Here is a 15,126-nt window from a genome sequence, read left to right on the forward strand (position 1 = left end):
TCCTCACCCTACTGGACTTCGCGCATGCGGGCGGTCCTGCGCCGACCTAGGGTTCAGACATGGACGTGCGACTCAATCAGCGGTACACGCTGGGCGCGGTCGTCGGCTCCGGCGGGATGGGAGCGGTCCACCGCGCCACGGACACCGTGCTGGGGCGGACCGTGGCGGTCAAGGTGTTGCGCGGCGACCAGAGCGGCGACGACGTCGGCCGCGCGCGCATGCGGAGCGAGGCCCATCTCGCCGCGTCGATCCACCATCCCGGCGTCGCCCAGGTCTTCGACTACGTCGAGGACGACTCCACGCCGGCCGGGTCCACGTTCATCGTCATGCAGTACGTCGAGGGGCACTCCCTGAGCCAGCTGCTGAGGGAGCGCGGCCCGATGCCGCCCGAGCAGGTGATGTCCGTCGTGGAGCAGGTCGCCGACGGACTGCAGGCGGCTCACGACGCCGGCATCGTCCATCGCGACCTGAAGCCGGCCAACATCATGCTGACCCCGGCCGGGCGGACGGTCCTCGTCGACTTCGGGATCGCGCAGGCCGACACGAGCGAGCCGCTGACGGACACCGGCTCCCTCGTCGGCACCACCGACTACATCAGCCCCGAGCAGGTGCGCGGCAGGAGCGCGACGCCACAGTCCGACGTCTACGCCCTCGGCGTGGTCGCGTTCCACTGCCTCACCGGCCGGTCGCCCTTCCGTCGCGACACCCACATCGCCACGGCGATGGCGCAGCTGCACGACGAGCTGCCCCCCTTTGATCACTCCGTGCCCACGGAGGTCCAGCAGCTCATCACCGCCATGACCGCGAAGGACCCCGCGGACCGCCCGGCGTCGGCGGGCGACGTGGCTCGCCGCGCCGCCGCCATCGGAGCTGCTTCCTCGATCGACCTCCCCGCGACCTTCGAGGTGCCACGGCCCGCGCGCGCGGCCGTCGGGACGAGCGTCCCCCTCGCGACCGCCACGCAGAAGGCTGTCGTCGCCCCGCGCCGGCGACGCCCGGTGGGTGCCTACGCCGCAGTGGGCGCGGTCGTGCTCGTCGCGGCGCTGCTGCTGGGCGGCCGCGAGCTGCTGTTCGGCGGCGCGCCGGAGGTTCCGGACGTCGTCGGCCTCCAGGCGGCCGCCGCCGCCGACCGCATCGAGGACGAAGGACTGACGTCGCGGACCGAGATCGTCGACGTGGCCGGCACGCCGAAGGGCGAGGTGGTCGAGCAGTCCCCCTCCCCCGGCACCGAGAGCACCGACGGCGCGCCCGTCACGCTGTCGGTCGCCTCGGGCAAGGTGCGGATCTCCGCGAAGAGCCTCATCGGCAAGCCGTTCCCCGAGGCGGCCGCGGTGCTGGAGCGTCGCGGCTTCGTCGTGGCGCGCGACGACGTCACACGTGCCGGTGACACCGGCGACGTGGTGGCGGTGGACAAGTCCGGGCGACTGCCCGACGGCTCCACCGTGACGTTGTCGGTCGCCGTGGCCCCCGTGGCGGCCCCCGCCCCGACCGGCTCCGGTTCCGGTTCCGGGGACGCAGGCTCGTCCTCGGGAAGTGGCAACGGCAACACCGGCAACCAGGGCAACGGGAACTCGGGCAACAACGGCAAGGCGAAGGGCAAGAACAAGGGGAAGGGCAAGGGGAACTGACGCCGCTCAGTCGGCCTCGGTGACGCGCATCCCGAGCGGGAAGTGGTCGGAGAACCCGTTCTCGTCCACCGGGTGGCCCATCCCCCCGAACGGCACGGGGCGCGGGTACGGTCCGTCGTCCGACGTCCCCGGGAACCTCAGGATCTCCACCGAGGCCTCGTCCACCCGCAGGGGTGCGTCACCCGTCATCGCGCGGTTCACCAGCACCTGGTCGAGCATGTTGGGCTGGTTCTGCCAGTAGAAGGTGCCGTCCGGCTGCCCCGACCTGCCGCCGGCCAGCGGCCACGCGAGGTTCCACAGCAGCGGGATCTCCGCACCGGTCACGCGGTTGCGCTGACGCGTGCTGAGCGCGTGCTGCACGAGTGAGGTGTCGAAGGGCTCGTCGTTGAAGTCGCCGAGGACGATCACGGGCGTCTCGGGACCGTGCACCTCGAGGACCCGCTCGTGGAAGTAGGCGAGGGTCTCTCCCGCGATGTGGCGGTAGCCGGCGGACTCGAACTGACCCCCGCTGCGCGACGGCCAGTGGTTGCCGAAGACGGCCCAGGTCCTGGCGCCGTGGGTGGTGCGGAAGTTCACCTGCACCAGCTCGCGCGTGGCGTTGCGGCGCATGACGACGTGGAAGAACGTCTCGTTCGGGGGGACCTCGAGCACCGACGTCTCGTACAGGAACGCGACGTCGATGCCGCGGGCGTCGTCGGTGTCGGCGTGGGCGATCCCGTAGTGGCGTCCCGGCAGCCGCTTCTCCAGGTTGGCCACGAGGAGGTTCAGCACGAACCGGTTCTCCACCTCGCACACGCCGAGGAGATCGGGTCCGGCGCCGTCGTTCATCTGGGCGATCACGGAGGCGAGCTGGTCGATCTTGCGGTTGCGCAGGGTGCGGGTCCACCCCACGAGGTCGTTCCCGATCGTCCGGCGGAGCTTCTCGGTGCGACGCGTCGCGGGTGCCTTCTCCTCGTCGAAGAGGTTCTCCAGGTTCCACCAGGCGACGTAGTAGTCGACGGACATGACGTCCACCTCCTCGCTCACCGATGACGAGCGCCCGGCGTTGCAGGCTGATACGGCACCGATTCCGGTTTCTGCGTTTCATCATGCGCCCGGAACGGCTCACCCGGGCGCCCTGGCTGACATCATCGGGGCATGGACGTGCCGCTCTGGGTCGAGGCGGGCCTGTGGGGCCTGCTGGCCGGCGGTGCCCTGGTGATCGGCGCGGCCGTCGCGTGGCTCGTGGATGTGCCGCGCCGGGTGGTGGCCTCGATCATGGCGTTCGGCGCCGGCGTGCTGATCTCGGCCCTGGCCTTCGACCTGGTCGACGAGGCCGAGGAGCTGGGCGGACTCACGCCCACGGTGCTCGGGTTCCTCGTGGGCGCGCTCGTCTACGTCGCGGCGAACCTCGTGCTGGCGCGGTACGGCGCCCGCCACCGCAAGCGCTCCGGCGATGAGCAGGCGTCCGAGGAGGAGCAGGCGGGCAGCGGGACGGCCATCGCGATCGGCGCCCTGCTCGACGGCGTGCCCGAGTCGGTGGTGCTCGGTCTCTCGCTCGTGAGCGGTGGCGGCGTGGGAGTGCCCGTGCTGGCAGCCATCTTCGTCTCGAACCTCCCCGAGGGACTGTCCAGCGCCGCGGGCATGAAGCGCAGCGGCCGATCGGCCCGGTACGTGTTCGGCGTCTGGGGCTCGATCGCGCTCGCCAGCGGCCTGGCCGCGATGGCCGGCTGCCTCCTGCTCGACGACGCCTCGCCCACCACGATCGCCGCCATCACCGCGAGCGCCGCCGGCGCGATCCTGGCGATGGTGGCCGACACGATGATCCCCGAGGCTTTCGAGCGCACGCATCTCTACGTGGGCCTGCTGGCGACGATCGGCTTCCTGTGCGCCTTCACGATCTCCCGGGCGGGCTGACTCAGCGGCGCCAGAACAGGTGGTGCGCCACGCCGCTCGGGCTGGGCACCTGCTCCAGGTGGAAGCGGTCGAGCAGGTCCTCGGGCGCGTTCCACAGGCGCTCGCCGCGACCGAGCTCGGTGGGCACCACGACGACGTGCAGCGTGTCGATCAGGTCGGCCGCGAGGAACTCGAGCACCGTGGCGACGCCTCCACCGATGCGCACGTCCTTGCCGTCCGCGGCCTCCATCGCGCGGGCCAGCGCCTCCTCGGGCGTGGCCTCCAGGAAGTGGAACGTGGTGTCGCCCAGCGTGAACGACGGGCGCTCGTGATGGGTCAGGACGAACACCGGGGTGTGGAACGGCGGCTCGTCGCCCCACCAGCCCTGCCAGTCGTGGTTCTCCCACGGCCCACGCTGCGGCCCGAACTTGTTGCGCCCCATGATCTCCGCGCCGATGTTGTTGCCGAAGTCGCGGGTGAAGTAGTCGTCGAGCCCGCGGCTGCCGCCCGGCTCGGTCCGGCCCGGCCAGTGTGCCGTGGCCAGCATCCAGCCGGCGAGGACTGCGGGATCGGCATGCCCGAACGGCCGCTCGAGACTCTGGCCCTCTCCACTGCCGTACCCGTCGCGGGAGAGCATGAAGTTCTGGACTCGGACGATCGGGGCCACGGGCCACCTCCGGTGATGATGTCGAGCGGGTTGTCACGACCCTAGGCCCGCACGGCGCAGGTGGTCGAGGAGCGAGTCGACGAGCGGCAGGGTGCCCAGCTCCCCCAAGGGGAACCACGCCGCCTCGTCCGCGTCGTCACCGGCCAGCAGGGCTCCGCCCGTCACCGTGGCGGCGAAGTCGTGGATCTCGAACTCGCGACCGTCGCCGGTGGGCAGCCGGACGACCCAGAGCTCGGGGCCGACCGTCACCGTCAGGCCGGTCTCCTCCAGCACCTCGCGGGCGCAGGCGGCCTCGAGGGACTCCCCCGGCTCGACCCTGCCGCCAGGCACCGACCACAGCCCGCGGCCCGGCTCACGGCCACGGCGGACCAGCAGGATGCGGCCGTCGTCCACCACGACGGCCCCTGCGGCCGGGACTATCGGTGCACCTCCGGTCGGGCCAGCTGCTTGGCCAGGTCGCCCGACGGGCTCCCGCGCAACGCTGCCGCCTCGGGGAGGCCTGCGGGCTTCTCCGGAGTGAACAGCCACGCGGTGAAGAAGGCGTCGAGGTCCTCGCCCGACACCCGCTCGGCCAGCGAGGTGAACTCGTCCGTCCGCACGTTGCCCCCCGCCTGCATGGCCGTCCAGCGCCTGAGCAGGCGGAAGAAGTCGCCGTCGCCGATCTCCAGGCGCAGCGCGTGCAGGGCCATCGCGCCTCGGTCGTAGACCGGCCCGTCGAAGATGTGCTCAGGGCCCGGATCGCCGATCACCGTCGCCCAGAACGGGTCGTCGGCGGGGATGGCGGCGTAGAAGTCGAAGATCTCCTGGGCCGAGGCCCCGCCACCGTCCTGCGACCAGAGCCACTCCATGTAGCTGGCGAAGCCCTCGTTGAGCCAGATGTGCTGCCAGGCCTCGAGCGCCAGGTCGTCACCAGTCCACTGGTGCGCGAGCTCGTGGACGACCACCGACGTGTTGTCGCCGGGCGAGGTGAACCAGCCCTGCGCATAGATCGGCCGGGTCTGGTTCTCCAGCGCGAATCCCAGCCCCGGGTCGTCGTCGACGATCCCCCCGGACTCGCCGAACGGGTACGGACCGAGGATGTCGTCGAGGAAGTCGATGATCTCGGGCTCGCGGGCCAGCGCCTCCTCGGCGTTCTCGCCCGTGGACGGACCCGCCGACTCCGTGGCGGTGCGCCAGTCGCTGGCGTTGCCGGGACTGCCGGCAGGTGCACCGGTCGCCGCCCAGCCGTCCAGCGGATCGGCGTCGGCCTCGAACGAGGTCGAGCCCGCGCCACCCGGCGCGACCACGTCGTCGACGTACACACCGTTGTAGGCCACCGACTCGTCGCCCACGACGGACAGGGCGACCTCGACCGACCGACCGGCGTAGGCGGACAGGTCCAGCCTCCACTGCTCGTAGCCGTCGCTGGCACCGCTCACCGCGTGCCACTCCCCCGTGGTGCCCTCGGCCGTGCAGCCACCCGCACCGTCATCGGTCTGGTAGTGCGTGAGGAACGGGTGCAGGGTGAGCCAGCCCGGGCAGGCGTTGCCCACCTCCCGCGTGGTGTGGCCGTTCGCATCGGGGAGCGTCGTCCAGTCCTCGGTGCCCACCGGGCGCGCCTCGACGAAGAAGTGGTCCCATCCCGGCTCGGTGTCGCGGGCGACGTGGAACGAGAGCTCACCGCCCGCCGCCGGGACGTCGATGACCCGGCTCAGCCGCTGGTAGGCCGAGTTCTCGCCGCCGTTGATCGCGTAGCGCTCCCCCGTGCGCGGCTCGGGCTGCTCGTAGAGGACCGGATCGATCGCGTCCCAGTAGTCGATGCCGGCGACGCGCCGGTGGTCGAGGTTGAACTGGCCGACCGTCGCGGTCGCCAGGTACGAGGCCATCGGGTCCCGGGCGACCCACGTCCAGGTCTGCGTGCGGCCGTGCCGCCTCACTCCGGCCAGACGGCCGTTGGCGACCGCCTCGAGCCCCCGGGGCACCGTCACCCGGAACCGGTAGCTCGCCTTGTCCAGCGGGTGGTCGTTGACCGGGAACCAGGTGTCGGCCACGTGGGGCTGGCCGACGATCAGGGCTCCGTCGTCGGTCGGGAACACGCCGGCCCGCCCGAGTGCGGGCTCGTCCAGCACGAGCGGGACGCCGCCGTACGTCACGACGACGTGGAAGCGGGCCCGCTTCGCGAGGGCACGACGCGGGATGACCGTCAGCTCGTCCCCCACGTGGCGCCAGCGGGCCGGACGGCCGTCGACCCTGACGCTCGTGACCGTCAGGCCGTTGAGGTCGAGATTGAACGCTGAAAGCGCGTGCGTGGTGCGTGCGGAGATGGTGGCGCGGCCCCGTAAGCGGTCCGTGGGGGGATCGTAGGCGATGTCGAGGTCGTAGTGACCGACGTCGTACCCGCCGTTCCCGTCCGTCGGGAAGTACAGGTCGCCGATGCCGGGGGCGCCGGGACGAGGAGAGGGCCTCGGGTGCGCGCCGGCCGCGCCGGGAATGCCGATCGTCAGGATCAGGACGGCGGTGAAAACCAGGGCGAGGACTCTGCGCATGATGTCTCCTAGTGCCTCATTTCAACGTGACACCGGAGGGTGGATCCGTCAACCCTGCCCGTCGTGCCGGGCGTAGCGTGATCCCATGCCCTCCATCGCCACCACCACCCGGGTCGACCTCGACGAGCTGCTCGAGTTCGTCCGTCCCCGGCACCGGTTCATCCTCATCACGCATCGCTCCGACGGGAGTCCCCAGGCCTCCCCCGTCACCGGAGGCGTGGACGACGCGGGGCGACTCGTGATCTCGACCTACCCCGAGCGCGCGAAGACCCGCAATGCCCGCCGGGACGAGCGGGTCAGCGTGGTCGTCCTGTCCGACGAGTGGAACGACGCCTGGGTCCAGGTCGACGGGACGGCCGAGGTCCTCGACGTGCCCGAGGCGCTCGACGCCTTCGTGGAGTACTTCAGGAACATCTCCGGCGAGCACCCCGACTGGGACGAGTACCGCCGGGCGATGGTCGACCAGGGCAAGAGCCTCATCCGGATCACGCCGACGTCATGGGGTCCGATCGCGACGGGCGGGTTCCCCGCCCGGCTCGTGCAGGACTAGTCAGACCGGGGCGAGTGGTGCGTGCGGCTCGGCCGGAAGGGTGACGGTGATCGGACGGCCCGGGACGACGTCGCCGCCGGACTCCACCACCGCCATGACGCCGGCCTTCCTGATCACCGTGGGCACCGAGGTGCCGACCGGGCGTCCGGCCGGTGTGCCGTCGTCCTTCGCCAGCACGACCTTGACCAGCCCGGGCTTGAACCGGTTGATCTGGACGCACGGGTTGCGCAGCCCGGTGAGCCGCACCACGGGCCCGCCGAAGTCCAGCCGCGTCCCGGTGGGCAGTCCCAGCAGGTCGACGCCCTCGGTGAGGACGTTCTCGCCGAGGTCCCCGGGACCGAGCTCGTAGCCCTGGGCGAGGGCCTCGTCGAAGAGCTCGGCGTGGATCAGGTGGACCTGGCGCAGGTTCGGCTGCTGCGGGTCGCGCTTGACCCGGGAGCGGTGCTTCACGAAGGCGCCGGCATGGGCATCGCCCTCGACCCCGTGGCCGGCCACGAGGGTGATCGAGTCGACAGGCACCTTGCTGAAGCGGTGCTGGTCATCGCGGCTGACGGCGACGACGCGGGGCTGGGGCACGTGACCATGCTGCCAGAGGCGGGGCTGGCCGTGACGGTGCGCCGGGCGCACACTCGGAGGCAGGAACGCACCACCGGAGGCACCATGACCGCGACCTACACCTTCGACGTCTTCGCCAGCGTCGACGGCTACGGCTCCTACCGACCGCCGGGCGACTGGGGCGGCTACTGGGGCAAGCAGGGGCCCGAGTTCGTCCAGCACCGCGATCGCCTCTACTCCGACGAGGCGCGCATGGTCTTCGGCGGCACCACCTTCCGGGAGTTCGTGGAGATGTTCGCCGCGTCGCAGGAGTGGCCCGATATCGAGGACTCGTGGGTGGGACGGATGCGCCGGATGCCCGCGACGGTGGTCTCGTCCTCCGTCGATCCCCAAGCCGACTGGGTCGAGGCGACCATGGCCCGGGGCGACGCCGTCGACGTCGTGACGCGGCTCAAGGAGGAGTCCGACGTACCGCTGCGCTCGCACGGCAGTCTGTCGCTGAACTCGGCGCTGCTGGCTGCCGGACTCGTGGACGTCGTGCAGCTGACGGTCTTTCCCGTGATCACCAGGTCAGACCGGTGAGCGGCCGGTCCTCGGCGGAGCCGCCGACTTCGACCTTGAGCTGGTCGGCACCCGCACCTTCGACGGCCGGACCGTCGAGCTGACGTACCGGCCCTCGCTCCGCACCTGGGACTCCAGCACGCCTACGCTGTCGACGTGACGAGCTCGACCACGCCGGCGAGGCCCCTCCTCGCCGTGCTGCACCTGCGCACCCGGCGACCCCACGACCCCGCCTTCCAGGTCGCCCTCGACGCGCTGAACGCGCCCACCCTCCGGGTGGCCGCGGAGCTCGGGTGGGACGTCGTGCCGGTCGCCTCGGCCGAGCTCCCTCCCGAGGTCACGGTGGAGCTCGTCGACCGGGCCGACGCGGTCGTCCTCATGGGCGGCGAGGACGTCGATCCGTCGTTCTACGGCGGACCCTCCACGTACCCGGGCTCGGGACACCACGAGCCGAACGCGGACCGGGCCCACGTCGACGCCGTGCACCGGTGCCTCGCCGCGGGAACGCCACTGCTCGGGATCTGCCGCGGGCTCCAGGTGCTGAACGTCGCACTGGGCGGCACCCTCGTGCAGCACCTCGCCTCGTCGCACCGGCACCGCGCGGAGGGCGACGACCACTTCGTCCGGAACCGCGTCACCGTGACGCACGACGGTCTCGGCGCCGCGGTGGACGCATCGCAGGACGTGCGCTGTGCCCACCACCAGGCGGTCGACCGTGTCGCGGACGGCCTGGTCGTCGCGGCACGCGCGGCGGACGGCGTCGTCGAGGCGGTGGTGCACGAGTCCGCCCCGATCACCGGCGTGCAGTGGCACCCGGAGCACGCCGAGACCGCCGACCTCCAGCTCGGAGCCCTGCTGCGGCGACTCACGGAGCAGGCTCCCGTGGCCCACTCCGCCTCCTGACCGCGGCGCTCAGAAGCCGGTTCCGATCTTCGTCTGCGCCCGTTCCCGGTGGTGCGCTCCGCCCTTCGCGTCGAGTGTCGTGCACGCCTCGGCGATGTCGAGGGTGAGCCGCTCGACCTGCTCGCGGCTCATCGTCTCCTTCACCAGGGCTCGCATGATCTTCACCTTCTCCGCGTTGGGGGGAAGCGTGTACGCCGGCACCATCCAGCCGCGCTCCGCCGAGAGCTGCCACGAGACGTCGGACTCGTCGTATCCCTCGTGGTCACCGTGCAGCCGGAACGCCACGAGCGGCAGCTGCTCCAGGTCGGCACCGATCACCTCGAAGCGACCGCCGGCCTGCAGGTTCTCGGCCAGGGCGGTGGCGTTCTGCTTCATCTGCTGCATGACGTAGGTGTAGCCGTCACGACCGAGGCGGACGAAGTTGTAGTACTGCGCCAGCACCATGGACGCGCCGGTCGAGAAGTTCAGCGTGAAGGTCGCGTCGGTCTTGCCGAGGTAGTTCTCGTAGAAGACGAGGTCCTCGGCCAGGTCGGAGGTCTCACGGAAGACGAGCCACCCGATGCCGGGGTACACCAGGCCGTACTTGTGCCCGGAGACGTTGATCGACCTGACCTGCTCCAGCCGGAAGTCCCAGGCGGTGTCGGGGTAGAGGAACGGCCACACGAACCCGCCGCTGGCCCCGTCCACGTGGATCGGGATGTCGAGGCCACGCTCCGACTTGAGGTCCAGGAGCAGCTGGTTCATCCCGGCGATGTCGTCCATGTGCCCGGTGAACGTCGTGCCCAGCACGCCGACGACGCCGATCGTGTTCTCGTCGAGGTGCGGCGCCACGTCGTCGGGGCCGATCGTGTACTTGTTCTCGGCGAGCGGGACGATCCGGGGCTCGACGTCGAAGTACCGGCAGAACTTCTCCCAGACGACGTGGACGTCCGCGCCGAAGACGAGGTTCGGGCGATCGGTCGACGCGTTCTCGGCTTCCCGGCGCTGCTTCCACTTCCACTTGAGCGACAGGGCGCCGAGCATGATCGCCTCCGACGACCCCTGGGTCCGGCAGCCGGTGGTCTCACCGGGCGCGTTGAAGAGATCGGCGAGCATGCGCACGCACCGCTGCTCGATCTCGGCCGAGACGGGGTACTCGGCGTGGTCGATGAAGTTGCGGTGGAGGTTCTCGGCGATGATCCGCTGCGCCTCGGGCTCCATCCAGGTGGTGACGAAGGTGGCGAGGTTGCGCTGGGGATCGCCCTCGAGGTTCAGGTCCTCCTCGAGCAGCCGAAACGCGTCGGGCGGACGCATCCCGCTCGCCGGGAAGACGGTGGCGGGGGCCCGCTCCGTCAGGAAGCGATTGCCGTAGAGCGACTCTGCCTGCTTCTCGTCGAGTGTCATGTGACCAGACCGTCCGTTCGTTTCGAGGTGGGTGTGTCGAGGGCCTGGAGGATCGCGCCGCCCACGAAGCAGACGGCGCCGGCGAAGGTCCCCCAGTTGACGAGCCCCACGTTGACCAGCTGGTCGGTCGCGGGGCGGGTGAAGGCGGCGAGTCCGGCGAGGAAGAAGAACGCCGAGCCGAGCTGGTTCACGGCCGCGACCCACCACGTCAGGACACCGGGGCGCACGACCCACCGTCCGTCGCCGACGTCGACCAGGGCCAGGTGCCCCGATGCGAGGAAGCAGAGGCAGCCGATGATGTCGGGGATCCAGATCCAGCCGTTCGACTGACGCGGGGTCAGTCCGTCCGCGAAGGCGGCCACGAGGCTGACGGCGAAGAACAGGGTCCCGACGAACAGGACCACCGCGCTGAGCCGGGCCCGGGAGCGGGCTCGGCCGGCGAGCAGCACCGACAGGTAGCCGCCGAGGCTGAAGAAGACCCCGCCGACGAGGTACGTCACCGTGGCGACGGTCGGATCCTCGGGACCCAGCTGTGCCAGGGCCGCACCGGCGGCGAAGAGCGAGCCGCCACAGACGAAGGAGCCAGCGCACAGGAGGTTCAGCCGGACGGGACCGCGCGTCGACAGCACACCGTCCATGGGTCTGCTCCCCTCGCTCCGCAGTCCATCGTCCGCGCCGCAGCGGGGACGGCCATCACCCAGAAGGGATGAGTGGCTTCCGCCTCTCACAGCGCCCGGCCGCGCCTGTCGCAGGGAGGTGTCACCTCGACGTCCGCCACCTCGAACTCGGTGTCGAGCAGGCGCAGGGTGCGTTCCATCGCGGTGGGCTGGAGGCGCCCGACGCCGCTTCCGTGCGGGTGGTCGAAGAAGATCAGCAGCAGCACCAGCGCTCCCATGACCACGGTGACGCTGCCGATCAGGGCCACCTGGGTTCCCACCCCCTCGGCCGGGTCGGCGAACAGCAGCATGAATCCCAGGAGGACCAGCGAGAGCACGCCCAGCGCGATCCACAGGGGCAGCGGGACGATCCCCTCGGCGCCGTGCACCCGTGCCAAGCGAGCATCCTCGCGGGCGGCCGTCTGGTCCATCCACCGGTCGTAGGCCGACTGCTGGGTCTCGGTCCCTGGCGTGACGTCGACCATGGTCAGGAAGAGCTCGGCACCCCAGGGGTTCACCCGCTCACCGAGGCGGCCCTCGTCCAGGGTGTCCCACTCCGTGGTGGCCACCGATCGGGCGTAGCAGACGAGCTCGCCCGAGAGGTCCGCCGCGACGGCGGGTGCCATGAACTGCGCGGTCTGCGCCTGCTGCAGCACGAGGACGGCCTCGGTCTCGGCACCCTGGCGGGAGGCGTCGTACGAGCTGAAGCCCAGGAAGATCAGGAAGCCCAGCAGCACGGAGAAGCCCGTGGCGACGGCGCCGAAGACACCTGAGGCCCTGTCGCCGTCGGAGAAGTGGCTGCCCTCGGGCGCCCGGGTGCGCGCGAAGAGCATGAGCGCCGCCGCAGCCGCCGTGAGGAGAGTCAGCGCCCCGACTGCCGCGAGCACGTTCACCGTGGCCTCCCGTACGTCCGGACGATCCCCGACGCTAGGCCGCGGGCCGGCCCCCGTCCTCATCCCACGAAGGTGAGGTGGGCGCCGGCCCTCGTCGTACGGTCAGGCTCACCTGGGCCGAGGTCTTCACCTAGCCCTCATCCGCCGCCTTGCGCCGCGCGCGGTCGACCGCGAACCCCGCGACATCCCGGACGGCGGCCTCCTGCGGCCCCGGCAGCCACTGACGGAAGATCACGTCGCCGCCGTGGATGAGCCCGAGGTTGACGCGGGCCGCGACGTCGACGCCCGCGCGCGCGAGCTTTCGCGCGAAGGCGACGCCCTCGTCGCGCAGCGGGTCGAGCTCGTTGACCGAGACCACGAAGGGCGGCAGCCCGCGGAGGTCGTCCTCGGTCGCGAAGTACGGCCAGGCGAGCGGGTCCTCGGCGTGCTCACCCGTCGGGTCGTACGCACGGACGAGCAGCGCCATCCCCGCGGTCTCGATGAAGTAGCCGTCGTTCTCGACGAGCGACGGCAGCTCGGCGAGACGCCGGTCGCGGTCCCAGGAGTAGCCGCCACTGATGTACGGGATGCAGGCGTAGACGCCGTCGATCGCGTCGACCCGGCCGCGACTCTTCGCGAGGAGCGTGGTGGCGATGGCCAGGTTGCCGCCGCCGGACTCCCCCTGCACCACGAGGCAGCTCAGACCGAGCGCCTCGCGGTTCTCGTCGGCCCACAGCACCCCCGCGAGGCAGTCCTCGACGCCCGCGGGGAACGGGTGGTGGCCCTCGGAGGTCCACGCGTTGCGGAAGTCGACCATGACGACGACGCACCCGGAGGCGGCGACGTCGGTGCACCACCGACGGTGGAGCCGGTTGTCGGTCCTGATGATCGTCATCCCGCCGCCGTGGGTGTAGACGACACCGGGCAGCGGTCCGTCGACGCCTGCGGGCCGGAAGATGTGCAGCACGATCTCGTTGCCGTCGACACCGATGATCGTCTCGGTGGACGTCTCGACATCGTCCCGGTCCCCCGGGAGGTCGATCGGGATCGAGTCGTAGACGGCCTGGAATCCCTCGTGGGCGGCACCGACCGCTGCCAGGACGGTCTCGAGGTCGTCGTCGGCGGACACCGGCGGTGGGACGGCCACGGCATCGAGGCCGAAGGCCGCCATGGCTTCGACCATCGCGGGCGGGAACCGGTCGTCGGTCCGGGGCCCGCGCGTCTCGTCGCCGAGTCGGCCGGGCAGGGCGTAGGTGGATCGTTCGGGGGTCACGGTCATGGGAGCACCTCTGTGGCGTAGGTCACGTTTGCCAGGAGCATAGGACCACGAATGCAACATGACAATAGTTCTGTTGCATCCCTGGTGTTCAGGCTCGCGCTCAGGGCCGCAGCAGCGCCTCGAGCACGCGCTGGGCTGCCTCCGGCGCGGGAGGCGCGCCGGTGATGCTCGGCAGGTAGACGTAGGACTCCACGAGGCGCACGCACGCGTACGCCAGGTCCTGCGCGGGAACCGTGTCCGTCGTGCGTCCCTCGGCCACGTCACGCTCGACGTACCCGCGGACCGCGCCCACGAGCCGTGCGTGGAACCCGTACTCCGCCGTCGTCATCACCCGCATCAGGAACGCGTTGTTCTCCTCGTTGAACCGGCGTACCTCGGGCCAGGAGAACATCGCTCGCAGGAACCCTCCGATCACGGCGGGAACCCGCGGGCCGGGCGAGTCCTTCGCCTTCTCCCACTCCTGGCGCAGGGTCAGGTCCGTCAGCTGCCACGTGACGTCGACCAGCATCTGCTCCTTGGTGCCGACCCAGCGGTAGAGGGTCACCCGGTTCACGCCGAGCTCGTCGGCCATCCGCCCGAGGTCGAACCGCTCGCCGTTGAGGTAGGTCCGGCGGCCGAGCCGGTAGGCGTCATCCTTCGTCGGGCGCCCCATGGACCCTCCTCGATCCCACGGTGTCGTCCAGCGCGGGCCGCAGGTCGGGCCAGCGGAACGTGAAGCCGGCCGACTGGAGTCGCTCCGGCAGCACCCAGCGGCTCTTGAGCAGCAGCTCGGACTCGTTCCGCAGCACCCACATCGCGGGCTCCAGCATCCACCGCGTCGCGGGCAGGCCGACCGGCATGCCGACGGTCCGGCGCAGCTCGGCCATGAGGGTGCGGTTGTCGCTCGGGTTCGGCGACGAGAGGTTCACCGGGCCCTCGATGCCGGCGTGCTCCTCGATGAACCGGATCGACGCGAGGACGTCGTCGATGTGGATCCACGAGAACCTCTGCCGGCCGCGCGAGTGGTGCATCGGCACCGGTCCGCCGGTCGGGTTCGTCCCGATCCCCCGGTAGCGCCGGTGCTGGAACCAGCGCCCGTCGTACTGCGGCCCGCCGATGCCCAGCCGCGCGACGCGTCCGAGCAGGTCGGACGCCGGACCGCCCAGCACGATCGCCATCCGCAGTGCCACGCGGCGGGTTCCCGGCAGCTCGCCGGCGAAGAGCTCGTCCTCCCAGCTGCGCGCGACGTCGACCGAGAACCCCGAGCCGAGCTCACCGTCGGACTCGGTCTGAGGACGGTCCATCGCGTACCGGTAGATCGTCGCGGTGCTGGCGTTGAGCCAGAGCCGTGGCGGCTCGTGGGCAGCCGCGATCGCCTCCCGCAGCTGTCGGGTGGTCTCCACCCGCGACCGGAGGATCTCGTCGCGGTTCGCGTCGGTGTAGCGGCAGCCGACGCTCTTGCCGGCCAGGTTCACCACCAGCGCCGCACCGTCGACCAGTCGCGCGAGCCCGGCGGGGTCCGACCACGTGGCGTCCGGGCCGCTGCGGCCCACGCGTGCGACGTCGTACCCGCGCTCCGTGAGGTCCTCGACGAGCCGGTGCCCGATGAACCCGTTCCAGCCGGCGACGACGGCTCGCTCTCGCACAGTCATGCCCGCACGCTAGCGGCTCGGCGACACGCGTGCCCTGAGGA

Annotated in this window: 16 protein-coding genes; 5 read left to right on the forward strand and 11 right to left on the reverse strand. The window is 71.2% G+C overall.

Annotated features, from left to right (window positions below):
- Window positions 1-59: 59 nt before the first annotated feature.
- Window positions 60-1,628 (forward strand): protein kinase domain-containing protein, encoded by a 1,569-nt coding sequence (locus H1W00_RS11360; protein WP_181755804.1) that lies wholly within the window; start codon window positions 60-62, stop codon window positions 1,626-1,628.
- Between the two features lie 6 nt (window positions 1,629-1,634).
- Here H1W00_RS11360 and H1W00_RS11365 read toward each other — a convergent pair whose 3' ends face one another.
- Complete coding sequence (locus H1W00_RS11365; protein ID WP_181755805.1) at window positions 1,635-2,633, reverse strand: endonuclease/exonuclease/phosphatase family protein; 999 nt, start codon at window positions 2,631-2,633, stop codon at window positions 1,635-1,637.
- A gap of 132 nt (window positions 2,634-2,765) precedes the next feature.
- Between H1W00_RS11365 and H1W00_RS11370 the strand changes: the two genes are divergently transcribed.
- Window positions 2,766-3,524: a ZIP family metal transporter gene (locus H1W00_RS11370; RefSeq protein WP_194956260.1), complete on the forward strand. Its 759-nt coding sequence runs from the start codon at window positions 2,766-2,768 to the stop codon at window positions 3,522-3,524.
- Between the two features lies 1 nt (window position 3,525).
- On the opposite strand, the gene H1W00_RS11375 is transcribed toward H1W00_RS11370, so the two are convergent.
- Genes H1W00_RS11375 through H1W00_RS11385 form a run of 3 tightly spaced genes read right to left on the reverse strand, consistent with a single transcriptional unit; the run spans window position 3,526 to window position 6,695 of the window.
- The gene (locus H1W00_RS11375) at window positions 3,526-4,170 is read right to left on the reverse strand and encodes a dihydrofolate reductase family protein (protein ID WP_181755806.1); all 645 of its coding nucleotides are present in this window, start codon (window positions 4,168-4,170) and stop codon (window positions 3,526-3,528) included.
- 33 nt (window positions 4,171-4,203) lie between these two features.
- Window positions 4,204-4,590, reverse strand: coding sequence for an NUDIX hydrolase (locus H1W00_RS11380; protein ID WP_181756268.1), 387 nt, complete (start codon window positions 4,588-4,590; stop codon window positions 4,204-4,206).
- Window positions 4,587-6,695: a M1 family metallopeptidase gene (locus H1W00_RS11385; protein ID WP_181755807.1), complete on the reverse strand. Its 2,109-nt coding sequence runs from the start codon at window positions 6,693-6,695 to the stop codon at window positions 4,587-4,589. The genes H1W00_RS11380 and H1W00_RS11385 overlap by 4 nt, the downstream gene beginning before the upstream one ends.
- 85 nt (window positions 6,696-6,780) lie before the next feature.
- On the opposite strand from H1W00_RS11385, the gene H1W00_RS11390 reads away from it, so the two are divergent.
- The gene (locus H1W00_RS11390) at window positions 6,781-7,245 is read left to right on the forward strand and encodes a PPOX class F420-dependent oxidoreductase (RefSeq protein ID WP_181755808.1); all 465 of its coding nucleotides are present in this window, start codon (window positions 6,781-6,783) and stop codon (window positions 7,243-7,245) included.
- Here the strand turns inward: H1W00_RS11390 and H1W00_RS11395 are convergent, their stop codons facing one another.
- Entirely contained in the window at window positions 7,246-7,821 is a 576-nt protein-coding gene (locus H1W00_RS11395; protein WP_181755809.1) for an MOSC domain-containing protein, read from the reverse strand. It abuts the gene before it with no gap.
- An 84-nt stretch (window positions 7,822-7,905) separates the two neighbouring features.
- On the opposite strand from H1W00_RS11395, the gene H1W00_RS11400 reads away from it, so the two are divergent.
- The gene (locus H1W00_RS11400; protein WP_241732842.1) at window positions 7,906-8,382 is read left to right on the forward strand and encodes a dihydrofolate reductase family protein; all 477 of its coding nucleotides are present in this window, start codon (window positions 7,906-7,908) and stop codon (window positions 8,380-8,382) included.
- Between the two features lie 135 nt (window positions 8,383-8,517).
- Entirely contained in the window at window positions 8,518-9,264 is a 747-nt protein-coding gene (locus tag H1W00_RS11405) for a gamma-glutamyl-gamma-aminobutyrate hydrolase family protein (RefSeq protein ID WP_181755810.1), read from the forward strand.
- A gap of 9 nt (window positions 9,265-9,273) precedes the next feature.
- On the opposite strand, the gene gad is transcribed toward H1W00_RS11405, so the two are convergent.
- From gad to H1W00_RS11435, 6 genes are all read right to left on the reverse strand, one after another.
- Window positions 9,274-10,647: a glutamate decarboxylase gene (gene gad / locus H1W00_RS11410; RefSeq protein WP_181755811.1), complete on the reverse strand. Its 1,374-nt coding sequence runs from the start codon at window positions 10,645-10,647 to the stop codon at window positions 9,274-9,276.
- The gene (locus tag H1W00_RS11415; RefSeq protein WP_181755812.1) at window positions 10,644-11,285 is read right to left on the reverse strand and encodes a hypothetical protein; all 642 of its coding nucleotides are present in this window, start codon (window positions 11,283-11,285) and stop codon (window positions 10,644-10,646) included. The genes gad and H1W00_RS11415 overlap by 4 nt, the downstream gene beginning before the upstream one ends.
- 86 nt (window positions 11,286-11,371) lie before the next feature.
- Window positions 11,372-12,196 (reverse strand): bestrophin-like domain, encoded by an 825-nt coding sequence (locus tag H1W00_RS11420; RefSeq protein ID WP_181755813.1) that lies wholly within the window; start codon window positions 12,194-12,196, stop codon window positions 11,372-11,374.
- Between the two features lie 130 nt (window positions 12,197-12,326).
- Window positions 12,327-13,454 carry an alpha/beta hydrolase fold domain-containing protein gene (locus H1W00_RS11425; RefSeq protein WP_181755814.1) on the reverse strand — a complete coding sequence of 376 codons (1,128 nt, stop codon included), beginning with the start codon at window positions 13,452-13,454 and terminating at the stop codon, window positions 12,327-12,329.
- A 100-nt stretch (window positions 13,455-13,554) separates the two neighbouring features.
- The gene (locus H1W00_RS11430; RefSeq protein ID WP_181755815.1) at window positions 13,555-14,106 is read right to left on the reverse strand and encodes a QsdR family transcriptional regulator; all 552 of its coding nucleotides are present in this window, start codon (window positions 14,104-14,106) and stop codon (window positions 13,555-13,557) included.
- A complete protein-coding gene (locus tag H1W00_RS11435) occupies window positions 14,084-15,085 on the reverse strand; it encodes an epimerase (protein ID WP_181755816.1) in 1,002 nt (333 codons plus the stop codon). Before H1W00_RS11435 ends, H1W00_RS11430 begins: the two co-directional genes overlap by 23 nt.
- Window positions 15,086-15,126: the final 41 nt, after the last annotated feature.

Origin of the sequence: Aeromicrobium phoceense, from assembly GCF_013868155.1 — a bacterium.
Taxonomy (GTDB): domain Bacteria; phylum Actinomycetota; class Actinomycetes; order Propionibacteriales; family Nocardioidaceae; genus Aeromicrobium; species Aeromicrobium phoceense.